Source organism: Halapricum sp. CBA1109, assembly GCF_009741825.1.
Lineage (GTDB): Archaea > Halobacteriota > Halobacteria > Halobacteriales > Haloarculaceae > Halapricum.
In genome coordinates, this window is record NZ_WPCA01000027.1 from 1 (window position 1) to 24,922 (window position 24,922).

The 24,922-nt window shown below is 66.9% G+C and carries 17 protein-coding genes and 1 pseudogene; 12 read left to right on the plus strand and 6 right to left on the minus strand.

Annotated elements, in window-relative coordinates:
- The 7 genes from GJ629_RS04880 to hemG form a co-directional block, all read left to right on the plus strand.
- A partial coding sequence (locus tag GJ629_RS04880) for an ATP-dependent DNA helicase (protein WP_157512005.1) occupies positions 1–1,834 on the plus strand: 1,834 nt, incomplete at its 5' end.
- A gap of 48 nt (positions 1,835–1,882) precedes the next feature.
- Entirely contained in the window at positions 1,883–2,044 is a 162-nt protein-coding gene (locus tag GJ629_RS16050; RefSeq protein ID WP_197428436.1) for a hypothetical protein, read from the plus strand.
- Positions 2,045–2,151: 107 nt separating this feature from the next.
- A complete protein-coding gene (gene hemC / locus GJ629_RS04885; protein ID WP_157512006.1) occupies positions 2,152–3,297 on the plus strand; it encodes a hydroxymethylbilane synthase in 1,146 nt (381 codons plus the stop codon).
- A complete protein-coding gene (gene cobA, locus GJ629_RS04890; RefSeq protein WP_157512007.1) occupies positions 3,294–4,076 on the plus strand; it encodes a uroporphyrinogen-III C-methyltransferase in 783 nt (260 codons plus the stop codon). Before hemC ends, cobA begins: the two co-directional genes overlap by 4 nt.
- Positions 4,073–4,828, plus strand: a complete 756-nt coding sequence (locus GJ629_RS04895; protein ID WP_157512008.1) for a uroporphyrinogen-III synthase — start codon at positions 4,073–4,075, stop codon at positions 4,826–4,828. Before cobA ends, GJ629_RS04895 begins: the two co-directional genes overlap by 4 nt.
- Before the next feature lie 55 nt (positions 4,829–4,883).
- Positions 4,884–5,102: a hypothetical protein gene (locus GJ629_RS04900; RefSeq protein WP_157512009.1), complete on the plus strand. Its 219-nt coding sequence runs from the start codon at positions 4,884–4,886 to the stop codon at positions 5,100–5,102.
- 43 nt (positions 5,103–5,145) lie between these two features.
- Positions 5,146–6,408, plus strand: a complete 1,263-nt coding sequence (hemG, locus tag GJ629_RS04905; RefSeq protein WP_157512010.1) for a protoporphyrinogen oxidase — start codon at positions 5,146–5,148, stop codon at positions 6,406–6,408.
- Position 6,409: 1 nt separating this feature from the next.
- Here the strand turns inward: hemG and GJ629_RS04910 are convergent, their stop codons facing one another.
- Positions 6,410–6,937: a PAS domain-containing protein gene (locus GJ629_RS04910; protein WP_157512011.1), complete on the minus strand. Its 528-nt coding sequence runs from the start codon at positions 6,935–6,937 to the stop codon at positions 6,410–6,412.
- 106 nt (positions 6,938–7,043) lie between these two features.
- Here GJ629_RS04910 and GJ629_RS04915 point away from each other — a divergent pair.
- Together GJ629_RS04915 and GJ629_RS04920 are read left to right on the plus strand one after the other, a co-directional pair.
- Positions 7,044–8,032 (plus strand): annotated as a pseudogene (locus GJ629_RS04915) (aldo/keto reductase).
- A 341-nt stretch (positions 8,033–8,373) separates the two neighbouring features.
- On the plus strand, positions 8,374–8,796 hold the full coding sequence (locus GJ629_RS04920) for a hypothetical protein (protein ID WP_157512012.1): 423 nt from the start codon (positions 8,374–8,376) through the stop codon (positions 8,794–8,796).
- 10 nt (positions 8,797–8,806) lie between these two features.
- Here the strand turns inward: GJ629_RS04920 and GJ629_RS04925 are convergent, their stop codons facing one another.
- Positions 8,807–9,307: an Lrp/AsnC family transcriptional regulator gene (locus tag GJ629_RS04925; RefSeq protein WP_157512013.1), complete on the minus strand. Its 501-nt coding sequence runs from the start codon at positions 9,305–9,307 to the stop codon at positions 8,807–8,809.
- A 264-nt stretch (positions 9,308–9,571) separates the two neighbouring features.
- On the opposite strand from GJ629_RS04925, the gene GJ629_RS04930 reads away from it, so the two are divergent.
- The 3 genes from GJ629_RS04930 to GJ629_RS04940 all read left to right on the plus strand — a co-directional run bounded on the left by GJ629_RS04930 (position 9,572) and on the right by GJ629_RS04940 (position 12,959).
- On the plus strand, positions 9,572–11,008 hold the full coding sequence (locus tag GJ629_RS04930; protein WP_157512014.1) for a sulfatase: 1,437 nt from the start codon (positions 9,572–9,574) through the stop codon (positions 11,006–11,008).
- A complete protein-coding gene (locus GJ629_RS04935; protein WP_157512020.1) occupies positions 11,008–11,430 on the plus strand; it encodes a GtrA family protein in 423 nt (140 codons plus the stop codon). Before GJ629_RS04930 ends, GJ629_RS04935 begins: the two co-directional genes overlap by 1 nt.
- 86 nt (positions 11,431–11,516) lie before the next feature.
- Complete coding sequence (locus tag GJ629_RS04940; RefSeq protein ID WP_157512015.1) at positions 11,517–12,959, plus strand: DHH family phosphoesterase; 1,443 nt, start codon at positions 11,517–11,519, stop codon at positions 12,957–12,959.
- Here the strand turns inward: GJ629_RS04940 and GJ629_RS04945 are convergent.
- From GJ629_RS04945 to GJ629_RS04960, 4 genes are all read right to left on the minus strand, one after another.
- Positions 12,952–14,013, minus strand: coding sequence for a glucodextranase DOMON-like domain-containing protein (locus GJ629_RS04945; protein WP_197428438.1), 1,062 nt, complete (start codon positions 14,011–14,013; stop codon positions 12,952–12,954). The genes GJ629_RS04940 and GJ629_RS04945 overlap by 8 nt on opposite strands.
- Before the next feature lie 162 nt (positions 14,014–14,175).
- Positions 14,176–18,975: a glucodextranase DOMON-like domain-containing protein gene (locus GJ629_RS04950; protein ID WP_157512017.1), complete on the minus strand. Its 4,800-nt coding sequence runs from the start codon at positions 18,973–18,975 to the stop codon at positions 14,176–14,178.
- Between the two features lie 198 nt (positions 18,976–19,173).
- Complete coding sequence (locus GJ629_RS04955) at positions 19,174–24,147, minus strand: glucodextranase DOMON-like domain-containing protein (protein ID WP_157512018.1); 4,974 nt, start codon at positions 24,145–24,147, stop codon at positions 19,174–19,176.
- 214 nt (positions 24,148–24,361) lie between these two features.
- A partial coding sequence (locus GJ629_RS04960; RefSeq protein WP_231754493.1) for a dockerin type I domain-containing protein occupies positions 24,362–24,922 on the minus strand: 561 nt, incomplete at its 5' end.

Consider the following 24,922-nt stretch of genomic DNA (forward strand, 5'->3'; position numbering starts at 1 on the left):
CGGCGCGCTCTCGACGGCCGGGGCCCGCTCGCCGTACCGCTCGACCCAGCCATCCGCCCCCGAGAATCTCGACGACGACGAACCGCTGTACTGTCCGTTCGAGGCCGACTGGTACGCCCGGAACAAGGCCTCGCCGGTCGATTTCACCGCCGGCGAGGACTTCGTCGTCACCCCCGAGGAGTACCTCCCGGCCGCCACCGAACGAGGGACCTGTCCCCATCGCGTGATGAGCGTCCTACTGGAGAACGCCGACGTGGTCATCGGCAACTACAACCACCTGTTCGACCCGGACTCGCGCCCCCTGCTAGAGTCCATCCTCGACGACCGGACGTTCGTCGTCGTCGACGAGGCCCACCGGCTGGAGGGGCGGGTGCGTGACCTCCTCTCGGGACGGGTCGGCCGCCAGACCCTCGTGCAGGCCCGCAACGACTGCCACACCCTGCTCCAGCGGGCCCGCCAGTCCGACGAGCACCGCGAGCAGGTGAACGCCCGCCTGCAGCCACACGAGGTGACTATCGAGGCCGTCGAGCACGCCCGCGAGTTCTACGACGACGTGCTGGGGTGGCTGGACGACCGCGTCGAGCGGGCGCTGGACGAGGAGGCCGGCCGCGGGTGGCGGGCCGACCCCGAGCAACTCCCGGCGTACGACCTGGAAGTGACGCTGCGGGACCCCGAGACGGTCGAACGCGACGAACTGACCGAGTGGGCCGAGGAGAGGGGCTACACCGGGTCGCTGTGGCGGACGCTCCCGACCGTCGGCGCGGCCGTCGAGGACACGATGGACCAACTCGGGCTGGCGCGAAACCCCGTCTGTACGGCCGTCGGCGCGCTGATGGCCCGGTGGTGGGAGGCCGACCACGCCAGCTACCTCCGGGAGATAGAACTCGAACACAGTCGGAACGAGGACCAGCGAATCGAGGGGTATCAGGCCCACTACACCGCCGGGCTCGTGTGTTTCGACTGTATGCCGACCGAGGCGCTCCGGGGAGTGTTCGACGGCCTCGGCGGCGGCGTCCTGATTAGCGCGACGCTGTCGCCGCTCGACGTGTTCACCGATGTCGTCGGCCTCGACGCGCTCGCGGCGGGAGACGACGACACCGACGGGCGGCCGGTCGAGAGTCGGTCGTACCCGCTTCGGTTCCCCGAGGCGAACCGTGCGTCGTGGCTGGTCGACGCCAGTCCTTTCACCTCGCGCAACCGCGGCGACCCGACCCAAGACGAGAGCGAGTGGACGGCTACCCGCGACGAGTACGCGCAGGTCCTGCGGTCGGTGGCCCGGTCGCCGGGCAACGTCCTCGTGGCGATGCCGAACTACCGCGAGGCGGCGTGGGCCGGCGAGTACCTCGAAGGGGCCGTCGACAAGCCCGTCCTCGTCGACGAGAGCACGACGAACGAGGCGACCGAGGACCGCAAGCGGCGCTTTTTCGCGGGCGAGGGGAAGGTCCTCGTGACGAGCACGCGCGGGACGCTGACCGAGGGCGTCGACTACGACGGCGAGAAACTGTCGACGGCGCTGGTCGTCGGCGTCCCCCTCGTCAACGTCGGGTCGCCCCGTATCAGGGCCGTCCGGCGGGCCTACGGTGACGCCTTCGGGGAGGACAACGCCTTCGAGTACGCGCTGACGGTCCCGGCGGTCAGGCGCGCCCGACAGGCGCTGGGGCGGGTGATCCGCGGCCAACAGGAGGTTGGCGTCAGGATACTGGCCGACCGGCGGTACACGCCCGGGGCCCGCCACGGCGTCCACGAGTTCCTCCCACAGGACGAACGCGAGGAGTTCCGCCGGATGACCCCGGAGTTCCTCGCCGACCAGATAGACCGGTTCTGGCGGTCCTAAATCGCCGGAGTCACAAAGGATTTATTCTATGACAGAAAGTTCTTAGGTATGCCCACCTGCCAGAACTGCGGCGAGTTCGTCACAGAGGCGTACGTACGGGTGTTCACGCCCGAAGCTGTAGCTGACAGCGGTCCCCGCGTCTGTCCCTACTGTGAGGACAAACTGCGGGACGGGGCGGACATACGCGAAGCGCGGTCCTCGCGGTCGTAGGGCGAACGCGGTCGGGCGGCCGCCGGGCGCACACTCCTTCTGGGCGGCCGCCTCACGACGCGGACGGAAAGTTGGGCTTATGTCGCCGGGTCGCGGATGGTCCGGTAATGAGCACACGCGGACAGCGGTTCCGGCTCGGAACGCGCGGGTCGACACTCGCGCGCCGGCAGGCCGCCACGGTGCAGGACGCACTGACGGACCGGCGGCGCGAGGTCGAACTCGTCGAAGTCGAGACGACCGGCGACCGGATCCGCGACGAGTTGATACACGACCTCGGCAAGACCGGGGCGTTCGTCCGCGCGCTGGACGAGCGCGTCATCGACGGCGACCTCGACGCGGCCGTCCACTCGATGAAGGACGTGCCGACCGAGGGCGTCGAAGACCTCGTGGTCGCGGGCGTCCCGTCCCGCGGCCCGGACGGCGACGTACTGGTCACGCCCGACGGGACGACGTTCGACTCGTTGCCCGAGGGCGCGACCGTCGGCACGTCGAGTCTCCGCCGGGGCGCACAGCTTCTTGCAGAGCGCCCGGACCTAGAGATAGCGCCGCTGCGGGGCAACGTCGACACGCGCGTCGAGAAACTGCTCGCGCCGGGGATACAGGCCGAACACGAGCGCCGGACCGAGGCAGAACGCGAGCGAAAGGAGAAGGCCGACGACGAGGAGTACGAGTTCCCGTACGACCGGACGACCGAGGAGTGGTTCGAGGACCTCTCGGAGATAGAGCGCCGCGCGACCGAGCGGGAGGTCGACACCGAGTACGACGCAATCGTGCTGGCCGAGGCCGGCCTCGACCGCATCGGACTCCTCCACCACGTCGAGTACGAACGGCTCGACCCCGGTCGGTTCGTCCCCGCGCCCGGCCAGGGCGCGCTCGCGGTGACGGCCCTCGACGGCGAGACGGCCGAGACGATCAGATCGGAGATAGACGACCCGCCGACGCGGACTGCGGTGACCGTCGAGCGGACCATCCTCTCGACGCTGGGCGGCGGCTGTGTCGCGCCCATCGGCGTCAACGCGACGGTCAAAGGCGACGTGGTCCGGACGGCCGTCCGGGTGCTCTCGCGGGACGGCACCGAGGAGGTCGCCGGCACCCGCGACCTGCCGGTCCACCGCCACCCCTCGGCCGCCCGGGAGTTCGCTGAGGAGCTACGCGAGCGTGGTGCCGCCGAGCTGATCGAGACGGCCGTCGCCGACGCGCGCGACGGGGAGAGCGAGGCCGTGACCCAAGCGGAGGAGGACGGCGGGGAATGACCGACGGCGCGGACGGCGAGGCAGAGACTGGCGGGAAAGTGTACCTCGCCGGGAGCGGTCCCGGCGACCCGGAGTACTTGACCGTGAAGGCGCGGCGGCTCCTCCGGGAGGCCGACGTGGTGATGCACGACAAGCTTCCGGGCCCCGACATCATCTCGCTGGTCCCCGAGGACAACCGCGTCGACGTGGGCAAGCGCGCCCACGGCGAGCGGACCTCACAGGAGGCGATCAACCTCGCGATGGTCGAACACGCCCGGGAGGGCAAGACCGTCGTCCGTCTGAAAGGCGGCGACCCGACCGTCTTCGCCCGCGGCGGCGAGGAGATGGCCCACCTCGCGGCCAACGGCGTCCCCTTCGAGGTGATCCCCGGCGTCACCTCGGCCATCGCCGGCCCGGGCGTCGCCGGCATCCCGGTGACCCATCGGGACCACGCCTCCAGCGTCACGGTCGTCACCGGCCACGAGGACCCGACGAAGGCCGAGTCGGCCGTCGACTGGGAGGCCCTAGCCGCCACGGACGGGACCATCGTCGTCCTGATGGGCGTCACGCGGCTTCCGCTGTACACGGAGGCGCTGATGGACGCCGGGATGGATCCGGAGACGCCGGTCGCGATGGTCGAGCGAGCGACGTGGCCCGACCAGCAGGTCGCGACCGGCACGTTAGAGAGTATCGTCGACGCCCGCGACGAGGCCGGCATCTCGCCGCCGGCGCTGACGATAATCGGCGACGTCGCCGGCATCCGCGAGAACGTCCTCGACACACTGGAGCCAGACAGATGACCGACCCAGACCCACGACTCACGGTAGCGGTGTTCCGACCCGACGACGAACGACTGACCGAGGCGGTCGAGTTGCTCGACTCGCTGGGTGCCGACGCCGTCGGCGACCCGATGCTCGAAGTCGAACCGACCGGCGCGACGCCACGGACTGAAGCCGACTACGTCGTCTTCACGAGCAAGACCGGCGTCGAACTGGTCGCCGACGCCGGCTACTCCCCCGGCGACGCGACCGTCTGTGCCATCGGGTCGGCGACGGCCGAAGCGCTCCGAGCGGCCGGCTACGCCGTCGACATCGTCCCGGAGACGTACTCCTCGACCGGCCTCGTCGATACCCTCGAAGGCAGTGTCGCGGGTAAGCGGGTCGAAATCGCCCGCAGCGACCACGGGAGCGCGGCGCTGATAGAGGGCCTGATCGAGGCCGGCGCGTACGTCCACGAGACAGTACTGTACCGACTCGTCCGGCCCGAGGACAGCGGCGAATCGGCGTGGCTGGCCAGCGACGGGAGCCTCGACGCGGCGATGTTCACCTCCTCGCTGACGGTCGAGCACTTCCTCGACGCCGCTGCGGACCGCGGCGTCCGGGCAGCCGCCATCGAGGGCCTGAACGACGCCGTCGTCGGTGCCATCGGGGAACCCACGAAGGAAACGGCGGAGGCAGCGGGTATCGACGTCGACGTGGTGCCCGAGACGGCCGACTTCGAGACGCTTGCGTGTGACGTCGTCGAGACGGCCGCGCCGACCTACCGAGACTAAACCGCATTCTCGGGACCGGCGATGTGTTTTTGCCGGTCTCGGCCCAACGACCGATATGGTGGACACGCCCGAACCGGCGACGCTGTTCGACCGCGTACCGACCCCCGTCGTCGCGTCGGTCCTGATCCTCGGCGTCGTCGCGGTCCTGTTGGTGTTCGACATCGGCCTCGCCGACTTCGTCGCGTTCTACCGGAGCGACGCGGCGTTCCCGACGACGCTGGGGTTGTTCGTGTTCTTCCTCGCCGTCTACGACTGGCGGCGGCGGGCGGACTGACCCGACAGCCAGTTATGGGTCCGCACCGAAGTCAGGACACTCAATGACCGTCGGTGTAATCGGGGCCGGCATCTCCGGCCTCGCCACGACACACGAACTCCGTGAGCGCGGCGTCGACGTCGAGACGTTCGAGGCGACCGACCGACCCGGCGGCGTCGTCCAGACGCGACACGTCGACGGCCACGTCCTCGAGTGTGGCCCCCAGCGCCTGCGCGGGTCGCCGCTGATCGAGTCCTGGATCGACGAGTTCGACCTCCGGGACCAGCGTTTCGAGGGCCACGACGACCAACCACTGTTCGTCCTCCGGGACGGTCACCTCCGGGTCGCACCGCTGTCGCTCCGGGCCGCCGTCACGACGGACCTCATCTCCTGGCGCGGGAAGGCGCGCATCCTCGCCGAACCGCTGACCGGGCCCGCCCGACCGGACGAGAGCGTCGCCGACTTCTTCGCGCGGTCGTTCGGCCCCGAGGCGGCCCGGACGCTGTTCTCACCGCTGTACACCGGCCTCTACGGCGCCAGCGCGGACGATATGCTCGTGCGCCACTCCGTCGGAAAGGCCCTCGACCGCCACGGCATCGACCGCTCGATACTGCTTGCGGTCGCCCGGAAACTGCTGGACGGCGTCGACGTGCCGCCCATCGTCTCCTTCGAGGACGGGCTCGGCGTCCTCCCCGAGGCCATCGCCGACCGCTACGCCGACTCCATCCGCTTCGAGACGCCCGTCGAGGCCGTCGAACCGACCGACGAGGGGTACGACATCGTCACGCCCGAGGGGACCCGCGCCGTCTCCGACGTCGTGGTGACGACGGCCGCGCCGACGGCCGGAGACGTGCTGGAACCGGTCGACGCGTCCCTCGCGGAGACGCTCTCGGGGATGACCTACAATCCGCTCGCGGTCGTCCACCTCGAATCGAACTACGGCCGCGAAGGCCACGGCTGTCAGGTGCTCGACGGCGAGGGCTACGAGACGCTGGGGATGACGTGGAACGCGAGTATGCTCGACCGCGAGGACGTGTTCACGGCCTACCTCGGTGGCTCGCGCTCGCCCGAGATTCTCGACCGGAGCGACGACGACATCGCCGCACTGGCCGCCCGGGAGTTCGAGTCCATCACCGGGTTCTCGGCGCGGCCGCTGTCGGTCCGACGGTGGGACCCCGGGATGCCAGCGTACGACGAAGGGTGGAATGCCTACGAAGGTATCGACCTGCCGGACGGTATCCACGTCTGTGCGACCTTCGCCGAGCGAGCGGGTATCCCCGGGCGCCTCCGGGACGCCGAGCGGACGGCCGAGGCTATCGCGGAGTGAACTAGTCGATACGCTGTTGGATGCCGACCCAGTTCGTGACGGTGCCCGTCTCGTCCTCCGTGGGGACCAGCGACACCCGGTTACGAAATCGGCTACCGTCGGCCCGGTAGTTCCACAGTTCGACGGTCACCGGTTCCCAGATGGTGACGGCCTCACGGAGGTCGGCGACCGCATCGGACTCGGTTTCCGGCCCCTGAAGGAGTCGGGGATTCTCACCCCGGAGTTCGTCGAGCGAGTAGCCACAGATGTCCCTGAACCGTCGGTTGGCGTAGACGATAGGGTTGTCCTGATAGGCCGGGCCGGAGACGGTGACACCGAGCGGTGCATCGTCCACCAGCCACGCCCGGCGGGCGAGTTCGCGTTCGTGGTCGCTCCCGGTGCCGACGGCCGCGTCCAACTCGGGGCCGGCTGTGTCCCCGCCGAGGGGCCGATGGTCGAACCCGTGTGCGTCGGCGACGGTGGGGAGACGGTCCTCGAAGGCCGTCCGGTCGGCACGGAGCAGTTCGCGGAGGGACTGCCGCAGCGACATAGCCTCGCTAGTGGGATGTGGTTCAAATCCCTGTCGGCAGGCGTGTCGTCCGGTCCGATCACGGCCAAGGAGTGGGTTTTTGTCCGTCCTGCCCGAGGATTGTGCTATGGAGCGACGCACACTCGGTTCGACCGGTATGGACCTGACAGCCATCGGTCTCGGGACGTGGAACGTCGGCCCCGTCTGGGACGAGGTGTCCGACGAGACGGCGCGGGAGTCGATCCGTGCGGCGCTCGACACGGGCGCGAACTTCGTCGACACCGCCGAGGTGTACGGCGACGGCCGCGCCGAACGACTGATAGAGGATATCCTCGCAGAACGCGACGGTGAGCGCGTCTACGTGGCCACCAAGGCCGCGCCGGACGAGGACGGTCGCCACTCCGAGGCCGGCCTCCGGGAGTCGGTCGCGGGGTCCCAATCCCGGCTCGGCGTCGAGACGCTGGACCTGATCCAGTTGCACTGCCCGGAGACGGCCGCCTTCTACGAACCGGAGACGTTCGAGGTACTGGAGACGCTGCGGGCCGAGGGCGAGATAGCCCACGCCGGCGTCAGCGTCGAGAAGATAGAGGAGGCCCTGAAGGCAATCGAGTACGACGTCGTCGAGTCCGTACAGGTCATCTTCAACCCGCTCCGCCAGCGCCCGGCCGAACGACTGTTCGAACGCGCCGCAAACGAGGATGTTGGTATCATCGTCCGCGTCCCGCTGCGTCGGGACTGCTCGCTGATGCCTTCGAAGGTATCGAAGACTTCGGTCCCGACGACCACCGTCGGGCGGCCGCCGAGGACGGCGTCGCGGCCGGCGTCGGCCGGAATGGCGGCGAGACGTTCGCGGGCGTCCCCTTCGAGAACGGACTTTCGGCCGTTTCGGACCTGCGGCGACTCGTCCCCGAGGACGCGACGATGGCGCAGTTCACGCTCCGATGGATTCTCGACCACGACGCGGTGACGACGGTCATCCCCGGGTCGACGACGCCGGCACACGTCCAGGAGAACCTCGCCGCGGCCGAACTCGACCCACTCTCGAACGAGACCCACGGTGCTGTCCGGGACATCTACGAGGACCGCGTCTACGACGATGTCCACCACCGCTGGTGAGCGAGTGCGTGCGGAATCGGGATAGCTCAACGCTTATTCTTGCAGGGTCCTTCTCGGGGTGTGCAACGGGAGACGAGACGCAGGGCGGTTCTGGGCGGCCTCGCGGTCGCCGGTGCCGGGGCCGGCGGCTACCTCCTCCGACCGGACCGTGACGACGGGAGGACGGTCCGCTATCTCGGCCCGGCCGAGAGCCTCGCCGACTCCGAGACGTTCGCGTCCGTCCGGGGACTCGTGGACGGCAGTTCCGGGACGATGGACGTCTGGGTCGCACGCGGGAGAAGGCCTACGAGCGACAGTCGATCAGGCTGTTCCCCGGGACCGACCGGACCGTCGAGGCGACGATGTCGGCCCTGCGTGGCGACTGGCGGTTCGATGCGGACGTCAGCGGGATGGAGCCCGGGGAGTACACGCTCGAAGTCGGGGACCTGTCGCTGCCGGTCGTCCTCGAAGCGAGCGTCCCAGACCGGTTCCGAAGCCCCCGGTTGGAACTCCGGCCGCGCGGCCTCTGGCGGACGGCCTTCGCCGACGCGTACGGGTACGACACCGGTCCCGCGAGCGGTCGGCTGGTCGTCGACTTCAGGGAGCGGACGCCGCCGCTGGCGACCGACAGTGTGACGTTTCGGACGCGTCCGGCACGGTCGTCGGTCGCCGTGACATCCCGGACGGCGTCTACCGGACGACGGTTGCCCTCGAACCGTTCGAGGCGGCCGACGGTCGCGGGACGCTCCGCCGGCTCCGCGACGGGCGCGTCATCGACGAACTAGAGCTACAGTATCAGTAGTCGTCGTCCGCGGTTGGTTCGTCGGGGTCGTCTGCGTCGAGAAAGCCGTGGTACGGGCAGACGTACTCGTCGCGGATGAGTTGCTCGTCGGCGATGTCCAGCCCGATGGCGTCCAGTTCCTCGCTGATCCGGTTGAGGTCGTCGTGGTCCCGGCCGATGGCGTTGACGTAGACGTTGCGCTGGCCAGTCATAATCTCGCGGACGGCCGTCACGCCCTGAATCTTGCGGGCCTCGTCGGCGAGTTCGTCGCGGTCGGGAATCGGGGCCGTACAGATCATCTTCGTGTACAGCGGGTACCCCGCGAGGTCGTAGTCGATGTCGATGTGGTAGCCCCGAACGACGCCGCTCTCTTCGAGTTTGTTGAGCCGCGTCCGGACCGTGCTCGCCGAGAGGTCGAGTTTCTCCGCGATGTCGCTGGAGGACGTCTTCCGGGCGTCCTGCTGGAGGTAGTACAGGATGTGTCTGTCTATCGAGTCCAACTCTCCGTCTTTCATCCGTTATCTGTTCCGGTGGCCGAACACTATTCAGTCTTCTCACCTGCCACGGCCCGTGTGAACTGACTCACCGGTTAGTCGGCCGGTAATCGGTTGTCTCTCCGGGGAAATATCTGTGTTCTAATACAAAGTAACGGAAATATACGACGGACCGAAAGGGTAAACCCGAGGGTGACGATACAGTACGTACGACAGTGAACCGACTGGACAAGTATCGACGCTCGTGGACCCACACAGGGTCCGTCCGTCCGAGGTGAGCCGCGTATGGCGACAGACGACGGGGACTTCGTCTCGAACGTCGTTCTCGTCACCGTAGACTCCCTGAGAGCGGACGCCATCGGCCCGTACGACGCCGACCGGCACACGCCGGTGATGGACGACATCGCCGACCGCGGGACGGTGTTCGAGAACGCCTTCGCCACCGGGAACTGGACGCCGTTCTCGTTCCCGTCGATTATGGCGTCACGGCCGGTGTTCGCCGACAACGGCCGGATCGGCGTCGCCGAGTCGACGACGCTCGCGTCGGTGCTGTCCGACGCGGGCCTCTCGACCGGGGGCTTCAACGCCGCGAACGGGTTTCTCACCTCCCACTGGGGCTACGACGAGGGGTTCGACGAGTTCGAACCGTTCGTCGCAACCGTCGGATCGAGCATCTACAGCCAGTATCTGGCGACGCATCCGACAGTCGAAGCGTGGCTCCAGTTGGCCACCGCACCGGTACGTCGCCTCGGATCGTGGGTCCGCGGCGAGACCGACGACCGACCGTTTCTCGACACCTCGCGGATGTTCGACGTCGAACACGCCGCGACCTCGTTCCTCGAATCGACGGACGGCCCCTTCTTCCTCTGGGTTCACTATATGGACACCCACACGCCGTACGTGCCCGCCCCGCGGTACATCCGGGAGGTGTCCTCGGACCTGCTCGGCACCCACCGGATGCTCCACGCGCACACCCGAACGGGGCTCGGGTGGGAGGTCGGTGAGCGGACCCTACGGGACCTCCGGACGCTGTACCAGGCGGCGGTCAGGCAGGTCGACGCCAGCGTCGGTCGGCTACTGGACTCGCTGGCCGAGAACGGCCTCGACGACGAGACGGCCGTCGTCCTCGCGGGCGACCACGGCGAGGAGTTTCAGGACCACGGCCACCTCGCCCACTACCCCAAGCTCTACGACGAACTGATCCGGGTCCCGTTCGTCGTCGACGTGCCGGGCGCAGACGGCCGACGCGTCGACCGGCAGGTCGGACTGGACGCGATTCCGCCGACGGTCACCGACCTCCTCGATATCGACGCGCCGGCGGCGTGGTCGGGCGCGACGCTCGCGCCGACGGTCGCGGACGGTGCCGCACCGCCCGAGGACCCGGTCGTGTCGGTGACGGTCCGTGGGGAGTCGGTGACGACCCAGCCGATTCCGCGCAGTCTCGACGACGGCGACCTGTTCGTCAGCGTCCGCGACAGCGAGTGGACCTACATCCGGAACACCGACACCGGAAGCGAGGAACTGTACCACCGGCCGTCGGACCCGACCCAGCAGACCGACCTCGCGGACGACCCGAACCCCGAGCAGCGAGGAGTCATCGAGTCATTCGCGCCGATAGCCCGGTCCCACGCCGAGCGTCTCCGGGCCACCGACGGGACAGACGCGGCGGCCGACGTCGACGGCGACGTCGGAGCACGGCTCGACGCCCTCGGGTACAAGTGATGTTCCGCTCGTTTCTCCGGGCGCTCCAGCGCGGCCCGCTCTCCCGACAGCTTCGACGGTTCGTCGTCGTCGGCACCGCGACCGCCGGGGTACAGATGGTGTTGCTCTGGCTGTTCGTCGACGTCGCCGGCCTCCACTACCTGCTGGGCGCACCCATCGCTATCGAGATAACCATCGTCCTCGCGTACGTCCTCAACAACGCCTGGACGTTCCGGGAGGTCCAAAACACCGGCCGGATGGAGTATCTCGTCGGCCTCCTGAAGACGAACGTCGTCCGCGGGACGGCGATTCCCATCCAGTTGGCCGTCCTCTTCGTCCTCGTGGAGTACCAAGAGCTGTCGTACCTGCTGGCGAACGCCGTCGCCATCCTCGTCAGCGGCCTCTATCGCTACGTGCTGGACGCGCGATGGACGTGGGGGTAGCGGGCGGTGAAGCGATTCGATATAGCGTAATCTAATATACTTCCGGGTCCGGAGGTTTATACTCGACAGCGCCCCACCACAGAGTGATGGGACCGGTACCGGAACTCGACGACCGCGCGGCGGCCTGCGCGGAGCGGTTGCGCGCGGCAGACAGCGTCGTCCTCGCCTCGCACATCGACGCCGACGGATTGACCAGCGCCGCCATCGCGTCCACGGCGCTTTCGCGCGCTGACATCCCCCACGAGGTCGTGTTCAAAAAGCAACTCGACGAGACGGAGATCGCCTCCATCGCGGCGATGGACTGTGAGACGGTGCTGTTCACGGACTTCGGGAGCGGCCAACTCGACGTGATCAGTCGGCACGTCTCGGCGGGCGATTTCGAGGCGGTGATCGCGGACCACCACCAGCCCTCGGCCCCCGGGGACTGCACCGACGCGGTGACCGACACCGACGGTTACGCCGACTTCGAGTGCCACTGCAACCCCCTGCTCGTCGGCATCGACGGCGCGAGCGAGCTGTCGGGAGCCGGCGCGAGTTACGTCCTCGCGCGTGCGCTGGACGCGGGCAACACCGACCTCGCCGGCCTCGCCGTCGTCGGCGCCGTCGGCGACATGCAGGCGACAAGCGGACAACTCACCGGAGCGAACACCGCAATCGTCGAGGAGGGCATCGAAGCGGGCGTCCTCGAAGAGGGCAAAGACCTCACGCTCTACGGCACCCAGACCAGACCGCTGCCCAAACTGCTTGAGTACTCCAGTGACGTCCACATCCCGGGTATCTCCGGGGACGAGTCCGGTGCTATCGCCTTCCTGAACGACCTCGGACTGGAGTTGCGGGTCGACGGCGAGTGGCGGACGTGGGTCGACCTCTCGGCGGACGAGAAACGGACCGTCGCCAGCGAACTCGTCCAGCGAGCGCTGCGTCGCGGCGTCCCCGCTGGCAAAGTCGAGCGACTGGTCGGGACGACCTACACCCTCCCGACCGAACCCGAGGGCACCGAACTCCGGGACGCCAGCGAGTTCTCCACGCTCTTAAACGCTACAGCGCGATACGAAAGAGCCGACGTGGGGGTCGCGGTCTGTCTGGGCGAGCGCGGCGAGGCCCTACAGCGGGCACGTCGTCTCTTGGCCAACCACCGCCGGAACCTCTCGGAGGGTATCGAGTGGGTCACCGAACAGGGCGTCACCGACCGCGAGCACCTCCAGTACTTCGACGCCGGCGACCGGATCAGAGAGACCATCGTCGGCATCGTCGCGGGGATGGCTCTCGGGTCAGACGGTATCTCCCGGGAGAAACCGATACTCGCCTTCGCGGAGAAATCCGAGACGGACCTGAAAGTCTCGGCCCGCGGGACCGGCCCGATGGTCGGGCGCGGGCTGGACCTCTCTGTCGTGGTCGGCGAGGCGGCCCGGTCGGTCGGCGGCGACGGCGGCGGCCACGACATCGCGGCGGGCGCGACGGTACCGGCCGAAAAGAAAGAGGCGTTTCTCGACGCCGCCGACGAGATAGTCGCCCGACAGCTCAGCTGATGCGGTTCCAGAGTTCCAAGGCGTCAAAGAGGTCCCCGGCGTCGCCGTCACCGTCGAAGTCGAAGGCGTCGACGTTGTTCTGGACCGCGTCGCTGTCGCCGTTGTTGTAGTAGTCCAGTGCGTCGAAGAGGTCGGTCTGCCCGTCCCCGTTGACGTCCTCGTACTTGCCGTCGCCATCGGGGTCCCGTGCCGGGTTCGCCTGCCCGGGGAGTGTCGGACCCTCGCCGCCACCGCCGTCGTCACCGCCGCCGTCGTCGCCGCCACCGTTACTGCTCTCGGTGTCGACGTCGATGTACGGAATCTCGACGGTTCCGAACCCGGAGTCGTCGAGGATTTCGGTCTGGTCTTGGCCCTCGCCTTCGACCATATCGATGACTCGGGGAGAACCACTGGACCCGCCGGTAAAGTCATACTCGTCGCCGTTTTCAGTTATATCGCGCAAGAATCCGGCTTCAGTTTCTGTACCGTCGTACGGGCACTCCAGAATTGCGACCTCCGTGTCGGTGATGTCACCACCGATTGCCGACCGCGGAGCGTCGATCACGAAGGTGTCTCCCTGGACATCTACAGTCACGTCCGTCGTGATTTCCTCACCGTTTGGGTTCTGAATTGCCGAGTACCCTTCCCCGTTGGCGAGTAGCACGTAGTGGTACGGGTCTGTGAAATTCGCGTTCAGCCCCTCGAACCCCTGACTGCTCGAGGGAACGTCGTCTCCCGCGTCGGGATCGCGGATGTAGAACTGGTGGAACTCGTGGAAGTAGTCCACGTCCAAGCCGAACGCGGACTGTATCTCGCCCGCCATCTCCAGTTGGAAGTACACCCTGGAGTCGTCCTGTGAGAGCGTAAATACGTCCACGTCCCAGGCTGTCTCGTAGAAATTACTGTTTTCAGGTAGCCTCAGATTCCCGTCGCCGTTGTTGTCTCCGGTTCCGTCCTCGATGGTGAGGACGTTCGTTCCCGGAGCGACTGTACTTGCTGCCGCAGCACCCGTCGTGCCACACACGGCGAGCGCACCGAGGCCCGCCGCTCGTGTCAGATACTCTCTTCGTTGCATAGTGGTGACTCCGTGCATGAGGCTCGACCCCGATACCGTCACTCGATTGTTCCCCAGTACCGTGTGACGGCCCCATGACTACAGAGCGTTTCCACTACCGTTGCAAAAAACATTATGGATTTTTACTTCACGATATCGGTGACCGAAAGCCGACGCCCCGGATCAGCTGATGCGGTTCCAGAGCTCCAGCGCGTCGAAGAGGTCGCCGGTGTCGCCGTCGCCGTCGAAGTCGAAGGCGTCGACGTTGTTCTGCACGGCGTCGCTGTCGCCGTTGTTGTAGTAATCGAGGGCGTCGAAGAGGTCGGTCGTTCCGTCCCCGTTGACGTCCTCGTACTTGCCGTCCCCGTCGAGGTCCTGTGCCGGACTGCCGGCCACGACTTCGGGGGCCCCGCCGTCGCCACCGTCGCCGGAGTCGCCGCCGAGGTTCGAGGGCACCGCCATCGGGAGCTCGATGGTACCGAACCCGGCGCTGCTCAGCGCCTCGGTCTGGGTCGTCCCTGCCGGCGTGATCATATCCATGACCTTCGGTGCGCCGGGGTCGCTCGTCCCGATGATGAACTCGTCGGGGTCGTCCTGGAATCTGCGCAGGAGGTCGCTGGCGAACCCGTAGTACGGCGCGACCGTTACGGTCATCTCCTTGTTCGCCACGTTCCCGCCGATAGCCCGCTTGGGCACGGTGAACTCGACGGTGTTTTCGTCCAGATTGGTACTCGTCGTGATGTCGCTGGTGAGTTCACGCCCGTTGGCGTCCTCGATACGGAGCGCCGTCTCCGGCGTGACGAGGATCCGGTAGTGGTGTTCCTTGGCGGTGTTTGCCTGCATACCGTTCAGCCCGCGTTGGGTCGCCGCCTGATCGTCGCCCGCCTCGGGGTCTCGGACGTAGATGACGAAGTACTCGTGGGCCCAGCCGCGGGGCACGTCGTACACCTTCTGGAGGTCCTCCATCGTGAAGGTGAACCGAGCACGCGTCCGGTTCTGTTCGAGCGTGAACTCCCGGATGTCGTAGACACCGGGGTAGAACGAGCCGTCGGTCGGGAGTTCCAGATTGCCCGCACCGAGGTTATCGCCCTCGGGGTCGCTGACGGAAGTGACCGTCCGATAGTCACCGCCCTGCAGCGAGATGAACGGCAGCGTCGGCGTCCCGCTGCTGTAGTCGAGTATCTCCGACTGGCTCTGTCCGCCCGGCGGCGTAACCATATCCATCACGCGCGGCGCCGAATCGGGGTTGTCCGCACCGACGGAGTACTCCGGGGGTGACGCGTCCGTGAACCCGCGCATATACGTGGCGTCGCGCCCGGACTGGTTGTACCCGTCGTAGGGGCAGACGACCGGAACGAGTTCGAGGTCCCGGACGTCCTCGCTGACGATGGCGTCTTTCGGCACCGTGAGGCTGACCGTCTTCGGGTCCTCCTTGAGCACGGTCACGCCGTCGCTGACGACGTTCCGGTTCGGGTCCTCGACGGACGCGGGGAAGCCCTTGTTCGGGCCCTCCCCGATGGCGAGGACGCGGTACTGGTAGGGCTGCTCGAACTCGATGTTCGTCCCCTGTCGGCCTTGGGTCCCCGACGGCGCGTCGCTGCCGGCCGCCGTGTCCCGGATATACACCTGGAAGAACTCGTTGGAGAAGCCGGCCGAGAGACCGAACGGGTTCTGTATCTCCGCGGCCATCTCGAACTCGAACTTCACGACCGAGCGGTTGTCGTAGACACGGAACTCAGAGATGTCGTAGGCCGTGTCTGCGACGCTGAAGCCGCCCTCCTCGACGGTCGGGAGCGTGTAGCTACCCGGCCCCTTGTTGTCGCCGGTGTCGTCGGTCAGCGGCAGCGTCGTCAACTCGACCGGCTGTCGGAGCGCGACGAACTGCAGCGTCGCTTTGATGTCCGACTCGTAGCTGAGCAGTGAGCTCTGGGGGATGTTCTGGGGCGCGAGGACATCGATGACGTTCGGGGCGTTGTCGTTTCTGGCGCCACCGAAGGTGTTCGTCCCGGCCTCGCTCTCGACTTGCATCACGTTGCCGTCGGCGTTGGGGTCGTACCCGCACATCAGCGCCGAGAACTCGTGGTCGCTGAAGGCGTTGTCTAGCACCGTCTTCGGGAACTCGACGACGATGACGTCGTCGACCTTGTTGGTCTGGACGGAGCCGGTCGCTATCTGGTTGCCGTTGCCGTCCTCGACGCGGACGCCGTTTGCCCCGTCGGCGACGACGCGGTACTGGTATTTCTCGCCGAACGTGACGTTCGTCCCCGCCCGTCCCGTCGTCGACCCGCTCTCCTTGGAGGGGTCTCGGAGATAGAACTGGAGGTGCTGGGCGCTGAACCCTTCGGCGAGTCCGTCCGGGTTCTCGAGGGACCCGCCGATACCGACGCGGAACTGGTAGGTGTCGCCGCCGTCGTAGGCGCCGACCTCGGTCATATCGAAGACGCCGTCGGCGTAGGCGTCGCCGGTCGGGTAGGTGAACGCGTCCTCGCCGCCGGGGCCGTTGTCGTCGCCGCTGGGCTCGTCGAGGACGGATATCTCCGACCCGACGCTGAACAGCGAGTCCGTCCGCAGGACCGCAAGCGTGTCGACCTCGACGGTCTGTGCCTGCCCGTTGGTCCCGCTCTGGATGTCGCTCCCGGTGAACTGGTCGGTCGTCTCGACGCTGGGCAGGAGGTCGACCGACGCCGTCGAGTCGGCGGGATTGACGATGACGACCGCGTCCTGCATATCGCTGTCACCCTTCCGACCGAACACGAGGACGTCGTCGTCGGTCTCGTACCAGGCTTCGACGAGGTCGTACTCCGGCTTCAGGACCTCGGTGTTCTGGTACATCGATAGGACGTCCTTGTAGAACTGAAGGTGTTCTTCGGGGAACTCGTTGCCCCAGTTCATGAACGCACGGGAGAAGTTCCCGGGACCGACGTCGCCGTCGTTGACCCGGTCGTCCTCGCCGGTGCCGTCGAAGTCGAACCGCTCTTGGCCGTAGTTGCTGATCTGGCGCTCCTGCCCGTAGTAGACGAACGGGACGCCCGGGAGACAGACGCCGGCGGCCCACACGGCCCGCTGGGCCTTCTCGGGGTCCGACCGCGCGCCGCCTTTCGCCAGTTGCAGCGCCCGGCGCTCGTCGTGGTTCTCGGTGGCGTTGACCAACAGCGTGTGGTCCGGGAACCCTTCGTCCTTGCGCACGGTGATCGAATCGTAGAGTGAACTCGCTTCCGCCCCCTGGGCGACGCTGTGGGCCGCACTCATGAAGTCGCCGGTGTCGAAGTGCATATCGAACTCGCCCTCGGCGAAGTGCGGGCGGTTCGGAATCGTCTCGTCGAGCAGCATAATCTCCGGGTCTTTGGCCTTGACGACGTCGCGGAACTCCCGCCAGAAGCTGTGGGGGACGCCCCACGCGATGTCACAGCGGAAGGCGTCGACGCCCTTGTCGGCCCAGAACAGGCCGGCCTTGAGCAGGTGCTCGCGCAGCGCGATGTTGCTGAAGTCCCAGTTGGGCTGGAGTCGAAGGCCGAAAAAGCCCTTCGCGGCGGGGGCCACCTCGACGAGTTCGTTGCTCCCCTCCTCGTACCGGTCCTCGGCGTCGATGCGGTCGAACCAGTCGAAGTACTTCGAACTCCGGTTCCACTCGTTGACGGCGGGGTAGGTGAGGTCCGAGTTCGGCGGTTCGTCGCCCTGCTGGGCGATCGTGTCTTGGAAGAACGGATGGTGGCGGCCACAGTGGTTGATGACGAAGTCGAAACAGACCTTGATGTCCTGCTCGTGGCAGGCGTCGATGAAGGCCTCGTACTCGGCCATCGCGTTCTCGGCCGTTCCCTCCGTTCCAAGGTCCGGCGCGACTTCGAAGTAACTCAGCGCCGAGTAACCGTGGGGGCCGCCGCCGAGGAACGTGACCCCGTCTTCGGGCTGGCGCCACTGGGGACCTTCCGAGGGAACGACGGGCGTCAGCCAGACCACGTCGACGCCCAGATCACTGAGATAGCTGACGCGGTCCTGATAGTCGTTGAAGTTGGCGTTGGAGTTCTCAAGCGGCCACTCGCCGGACTCGGGCGGCCCGCCGAACGAGCGCGTGAATATCTCGTACATCACGCCGTTCTCGATCCACTCGGGCGGTCGGTTCGTCAACTCGACCGTGCCGTTTGCGCCGTCGAGGACGGCCTGGTCGACCATCCCGTGGACGCCGTTGGCGTCGTCGAACGGGCAGACGTGGATCCGCGAGGAGTCGCCGACGGCGCTTTTCGGGACCGTGATCGTCGTCCCGTCGACGGTGATGTCGTCGGTACTGAGGTCGTCGCGGTCGTCCGCGAGGGCCTCGACGGAGAGGTCGGCGACGGTCGCGCTGCTCTCGGGGGCCGCCGCGAGGTCGGCCTCGAGGACGAACGTGTCGCCGCTCTCGTCAGCGACGTTCAGCGTCAGGCGCGGCGGGTTGTTGGGGTGGAACGCCTCGTTCACGCCGCCGGGCGCCTCGGGGAAGACCCGGATAGTCTGTTCGTGGGTCCCGTCGGGAGCGTCCAGTTCGAGGACGTAGGTGCCCGGTACGTCGGGGACGAACTCCGCGACGTTCTGGTGGCCCGGTTCCCAGCGCGGGGTGCCGTCGGCCGGGTCGTCGACGTCGTAGGGGTCGCCACCGCCTGCACCCTCGGTCGGTTCGGCGGCGTAGCGGATGTCTTCGGTACTGTCGTCGGGCTTTGACTTGACCGACCACGAGAAGTCACTGGCGTCGTACTCCTCGCCGTCACGCTGTGGCTCGCCGACGATGCTCGGCGCGAGGTTGTCACGGTCGAACCCGTGAGTGGCGTTGACGAACACCGGATCGACGATCACCTCGCCGACCTGCATAAACCGCGGCGGCCCCGGATGGTGTGTGTCGTCACCGACTGCAAGCGAGGTTGTCAGTAACTGTACGTCTTCGCCCGCAGCTGTGCCGGACGCCCCGAGCGCACCGACGCCGGCGAGTCCCGTGAGATAATCCCTTCGTTTCATGGTTTGAAGCGGGGACTGGAGGCCTGTTCCTATCGATCGTCGATCATCGAGGACAACGGGACGACCACGGTAGAGGCTCCCAGTCGCACGCCCGGACAAAGCTACTGACCATCTAAAAACATTATGATCTTCTTCATCACTACTCGCAGGATGTCGCTCGGCTGCTGGAAAAAAGACGCCGCGAGTCGGTGACAGGCCTCAGTCGTCGGCCTGTTGCTGGTCGGAGTCGGCCTCGGCGTCGACGTCGATGTCGTCGGCGTCGACGGCCTCGTCCGCACCGAGCAGTCGTTTGGCCGCGTAGGCGGCACCGCCGGCGGTGCCGAGCGCACCGGAGACGACGCCGAACCCGGGCCCGTCGCCCGAAGTCGTCTCCTCGTCGGTCGCGGTATCGAACGTCGAGTCGTCCTCGGTGGTCGTCATTCCACCGCCGTCCGAACCGCCCTCGGTAGTCGTCGTTCCGCCGTCGTCGGACCCGTCGTCCGATCCATCGTCCGAACCACCGTCGTCCGAACCGCCGTCGTTCGAACCGCCGTCATCGGTGGGGTCGGCCAGTCCGGGGCTGTCCTCGGCGCGGGTCCCGTCGAACAGCGTCTGCGTGTCGTACAGCGGGACCGAGACGGGCGTCTCGGAGTCGTACGCCAGCGCCACGGCCTGGTCGACGACGCTGCCGGGCACGACGAGGTCGAACACGCGCGGTGAGTTGGTCACCGGCGCATCCCCGAGACCGATGACGTAGGTATCGGCCTCGACGCCGACGCCGGTCCGGATACCGCCGTCGCCGAAGCCGTCGTGGCTGAACATCATGATCGCAAGTTCCTTGTCAGTGATGTCGCCGCCGATGGCCGACTTGGGCACGTTGAGACCGAGCGTGCCGTTCTCGCGGTCGACCGATATCTCGAAGTCCTCCGCGACGATGTTGCCGCCGGCGTCCTCGACGATGGGACCGTTCCCGACCGCGTGGACGACGTAGTGATACGGCTGGTCGAAGGTGACCATCGTCCCGGTGCGGCCCTCCGTCGACGACGGCACGTCGTCGCCGGCGTCGGGGTCACGCACGTATATCTGGACGGCCTGCGCGGAGAACCCGCCCTCGTAGTCGTAGGGGTTCTCCAGCGGTCCGTCGATGGTCACGTCGAAGCGCCACGCGCTGGTACGGTCGACGACATCGACCTCTGTCACGTCGAAGACCCCGTCCTTGAATTCGCTGCTGGTCGGGTACTGGAATGTCCCCGGCCCGTAGTCGTCGCCGGTCTGGTCGACGATAGTCCCCACGACGTTCGAGGAGACGCCCTGACTGAACGGCGTGAACGGAATCGTCGCCAGCGAGTCGCTGCTGTAGGCCAGCGCGTCGCTCTGATCGACGCCTTCCGGCGTGATCATATCCAGCACTTTCGGCGCCTGTCCCGAGTTGTCCGCGCCGATCTGGTGGGTGTCGGCCGAACTCCCGAACGCGCGGAGTTCGCCGTTTCCGTACCCGTCGAACGGACAGACCAGCGGTGCGAGTTCCTTGCCTTCGAGGCTGCCGCCGATGGCGTCGGTGGGCACGTCGATCAGCACGGTGTCGCCGTCGACGGCCGCGTTCACGTCGCTCGTGATCGTCGTTCCATCGGCGCCTTCGACCTGTTTCGCGCCCTCGCCGTTGACGGCGACACGGTACTGGTAGGGGGCCTCGAACTCGGCGTTCAGGCCGGTCCGCCCCTCCGTGCTGGAGGGGACGACCTCACCGGCGACGGCGTCGGGATCGATCTCCGGATCACGGATGTATACCTGGAAGTACTCGTGGGACCATCCACGGGGGAGCCCGAACGCGGAGTCGTTCTCGATGGTCTCCATCTCGAAGGCGAACCGGGTCCGCGAACGGCTCTCCTCGATGGTCAGGCTCCGGACGTCGCCCATCTCCTCGTAGTAGCTGCCGCCGGTCGGGAGTTCGTAGCCGCCGGGACCGAAGTTGTCTCCGGCGGGGTCGCTGAACTCGGCGACCGTCTCGTAGGGCGTCGTCAGCGGCGTGTACGGCACCGTCGCCAGCCCGCCGTCGCCCTCGCTGTAGGATAACGCCTCGCTCTGGGAGGTCGTCCCGGGGAGGACAGCGTCGATGACGTTCGGCGCGTTGCCGTTCTCGGCCCCGCCGAAGGTAGTCGATCCGGCCTCGCTCTCGACCTGCATCACGCCGCCCTCGGCGTCCGCGTCGTAGCCGAACAGCAACGGCGCGAGGTTCAGCGAGCGGATACCGGTGTTCAGTGCCGTCTTCGGGAACTCGACCACGACGGCGTCCTCGATGGGGTTGGCCTTGAGCGACCCCGTCGCGACCTCGTTGCCGTCGGCGTCCTCGACGATAACACCCTCCTCGGGGTGACCGACTACGCGGTACTGGTAGGGTGCCTCGAGGGTGATGTTCGTCCCGGCGCGACCGGCCGTCGTGCCGGCGTCCTCCCCAGCGTCGGGGTTGGACATATACACCTGGAAGTGCTGGACGGAGACGCCCGTCTCGGTGTCGTCGGGGTTCGTGAGGTCGCCGTCGACGGTGAACCGTAGCTGGTAGTCCGTCCCGAGCGTGTGGACCGTCGCCTCGTCGATGTCGAAGACGCCATCGGTGTAGGCGTCGCCGGTCGGGTAGGTGTAGCTACCCGGCCCGTTGTCGTCGCCGGTCGCCTCCTCGAACTGCGCGATGCGGTTGCCGACGCTGAACAGTTCGTCCGTCTTGACGACTGCCATCGTGTCGACGCTGACGGAGACGGCGTCGTTGTCGGTGTCGACGCCGATGTCGTCGCCGGAGAACATATCGCTCGTCTCCGCGCCCGGCAGGAGGTCGACCTGCGCGGCCTCCGCGTCGAGGTTGACCAGGACGATGACCGGGTCGAGGTCGTCGTCCTCCGGAACGCGCCCGAACGCGAGCACGTCGTTGTCGGTCCGGAACCACGCGCGCTGGAGGTCGGCGCCCGGTTTGAGCTCCTCGGTGTCCTGATAGAAGGCGGTGACCTCCCGGAAGAACTCCAGATGCTCCTCGGGGAACTCCTCGCCCCAGTTCATGAAGGCTCGGGCGGGGTTGCCCGGGCCGACGTCGCCGTCGCCGGTCCGATAGTCGTCGCCGGAGCCGTCGAAGTCGAACCGTTCCTGTCCGTAGTTGGTGATCTGGCGCTCCTGTCCGTAGTAGATAAAGGGGATACCCGGCAGGGCGACGCCGGCCGCCCAGACGGCTCGGGCCGCCTTCTCCGGGTCGTCGCGGCCGCCGCCCTTTGCCTGATCGAGCAGGCGGAACTCGTCGTGGTTCTCCGTCGCGTTTGCGATCAGGGTGTACTCGGGGAACCCTTCCTCGTCACGGATGTCGACCGCGTCGTACAGCTGCATCGCCGACTGGTCGCCCGCGACGACGGCGTGGGCCGTGTTCATGAAGTCCGCCGTGTCGAAGTGCATATCGAACATACTCTCGGCGAACTCCGAGTTGTTCGGGATGGTCTCGTCGAGCAGCATGAACTCGCTGTTCTTCGCGCGGACGGCCTCCCGAACTTCCTTCCAGAAGCTGTTGGGGACACCGTAGGCGATGTCACACCGGAAGGCGTCGACGCCCATATCCGCCCAGTATTCGGCGGCCGCGAGGATGTGCTCGCGCAGCGCCACGTTGCCGTAGTTCCACTGGGGCATCACGCGCAGGCCGGCAAAGCCCGTCGCGGCCGGGGCCGGGTCGGAGACGCCGCCGTCGTAGCTCAACGGTTCGTCCTGGCGCGCGAACCAGTCGAAGTACTTCGAGTCGCGGTTGTACTCGCCGATGTCCTTGTAAGTGTAGGAGGGACCGCGGGAGTCCAGCAGCGTCTCGATGGTGTCCTGGAAGAACGGGTGGTGACGGCCGCCGTGGTTGATGACGAAGTCGAAACAGATCTTGATGTCGTACTCCTCGTGGGCCGTCTCCATGAAGGATTGGAACTCCTCCATAGCGTTCTGGCGGGCCTGCTCCCGGAGGTTGTTCTCCGGATCGTAGCCGTCTTCCCACGGCCACGGCTCGTCGCTGTACTCCTCGAAGCTGACCTCGGAACCGAGGTCTTCGGCGATCTGGTAGTAGCTGAGTGCGTCGTAGCCGTGTGGGCCACCGCCGGAGAACCGGTATCGGTTGCCGCCCTCGCCGTCCCAGGCGTCTGCGTTCTGGGGCTTCCAGTTCGCGCTCTCGGAGGGAACGATGGGCGTGAACCAGATGACATCGATGTTCAGCGAGTCGAGGTACTCAAGCCGCTCCTCCATGCTGGCGAAGTCGGCGTTTGAGTTCGTCAGCGGCCACTCGCCCTCCTCGGGCGGGCCCTCGAACGAGCGCGGGAATATCTGGTACATAATCCCGTTCTCGATCCACTCCGGCGGCCGGTTGGGGTAGTTTACCTCCTCGGCGCTGGGGTCGAGTTCGACCACGTCGGCGACGCCGTGGCGGGAGCCGTCCGAAGGGGCCGCGTGGAGGCGGCACACCTCGCCGTCGAGGGCGTCCTTCGAGACGCGCGCCGTCCAAGAGTCGGTCCCCTCACCGACCGAGACGTCGCCCGTCGAGAGCGCGTCGCGGTCGTCGGCCAGCCACTCGACGAACAGGTCGCTCGTCCCCTGACTGCTGTCGGGCGATAGCTGGGGGTTGGACTCGATGACGAACTCGCCAGCCTCGGCGTCGTAGGTGCCCTCGAGTTCGATCCGCGGTTCCCCAGTGTCCCCGCCTTCGGGGAAGACGTGGATGGTCTGCTCGTAGGCGTTCCCGTCGTTGACGTCGAGCGTCAGGACGTAGGTTCCCGGAACGTCGGGCGCGAACTCCGCGACGTTGTCGTTGCCCGAGTCGTACTGCGGGATGCCGTTGTCGGCGGGCGCGTACTCGATCTCGGCCGAACTGTCGTCCGGTTGCTCGGTGATCGACCACGTGAAGTCGTCGGCGCTGTAGTTTTCGGCGTCCTGCTGTGGTTCGCCGACGATCTGTGGCGAGAAGTTGTCGCGCCACTTCCCGTCGCTGTGGTCCGCACCGAAGTCCGTGAACATCCGGTCGTAGAAGGTTTCCCCGACCTCCGCGAACCGCGGCGGGCCCGGATGGTGTGTGTCGTCCCCGACAGCGTTCGACAGCGAGAGCTTTCGCTTGCCGTCGTCCGCTGTGGCCTGTCCGACAGCCGATAGCGCCCCGATTCCGGCGAGGCCGCTCAGATAGTCTCTCCGTTTCATAGTTGAAAAGCGCTGGACAGCCCCAGTATCGACTCCTCACGACGTCCCCGACGAGGGACCGGCGGGCGGCACGTAGTCGAAACTGAGATGCCCACGCGTACTATTGAACGTTCGCCGTACTCGCTAAAAGCGTTATGATATCGTTCATCTATATTATAGAAGAATCTACCCGGTTTCGGTCGCGCGTCGAAAAGAAATTCGGTTGGGTCCGGCGTTACCGGAAGATCTTGTTGTACAGCTCGACGATGTCGCCGATGGTGAACTGCCCGTCGTCGTTGAAGTCGTAGTACTGGGAGTTCGACTGGACAGCCTCGCTGTTGCGCTGGTCGAACAGCAGGCTGACATCCCGAGAGTCGACATCGCCGTCGCCGTCGACGTCCTCGGTGAAGCCGTCGCGGTCGATACTCGTCGGCGTTCCCTCGCCGCCGGGGACAGCCTGACTCGGCTGGCCGTCCGGTCCGGCCGGCGGGTCCTGGATGGTCGGGTCCTCGGGTGCGTAGTCCTCGTCGTCCGGCACGCCGTCGCCGTCGGAGTCGACGACTTCGTCCTCGCCGCCGTCACCACTGCCACTGTCCGCCGGGGTGAAGCCTTCGGACATCGCGAACAGCGGAACGGTCGCGGCCTCCTCCTCGGTGTAGGAAAGCGCCTCGTACTGGTCGACGACACCCTCGGGATCGAGCATGTCGAAGGCTTTCGGGTTGTTCAACACCGGGTTGTCGCCCAGACCATCTGGTACTCGCCGCCTCGAGGCCGACGTTGGTCCGGATACCGCCCA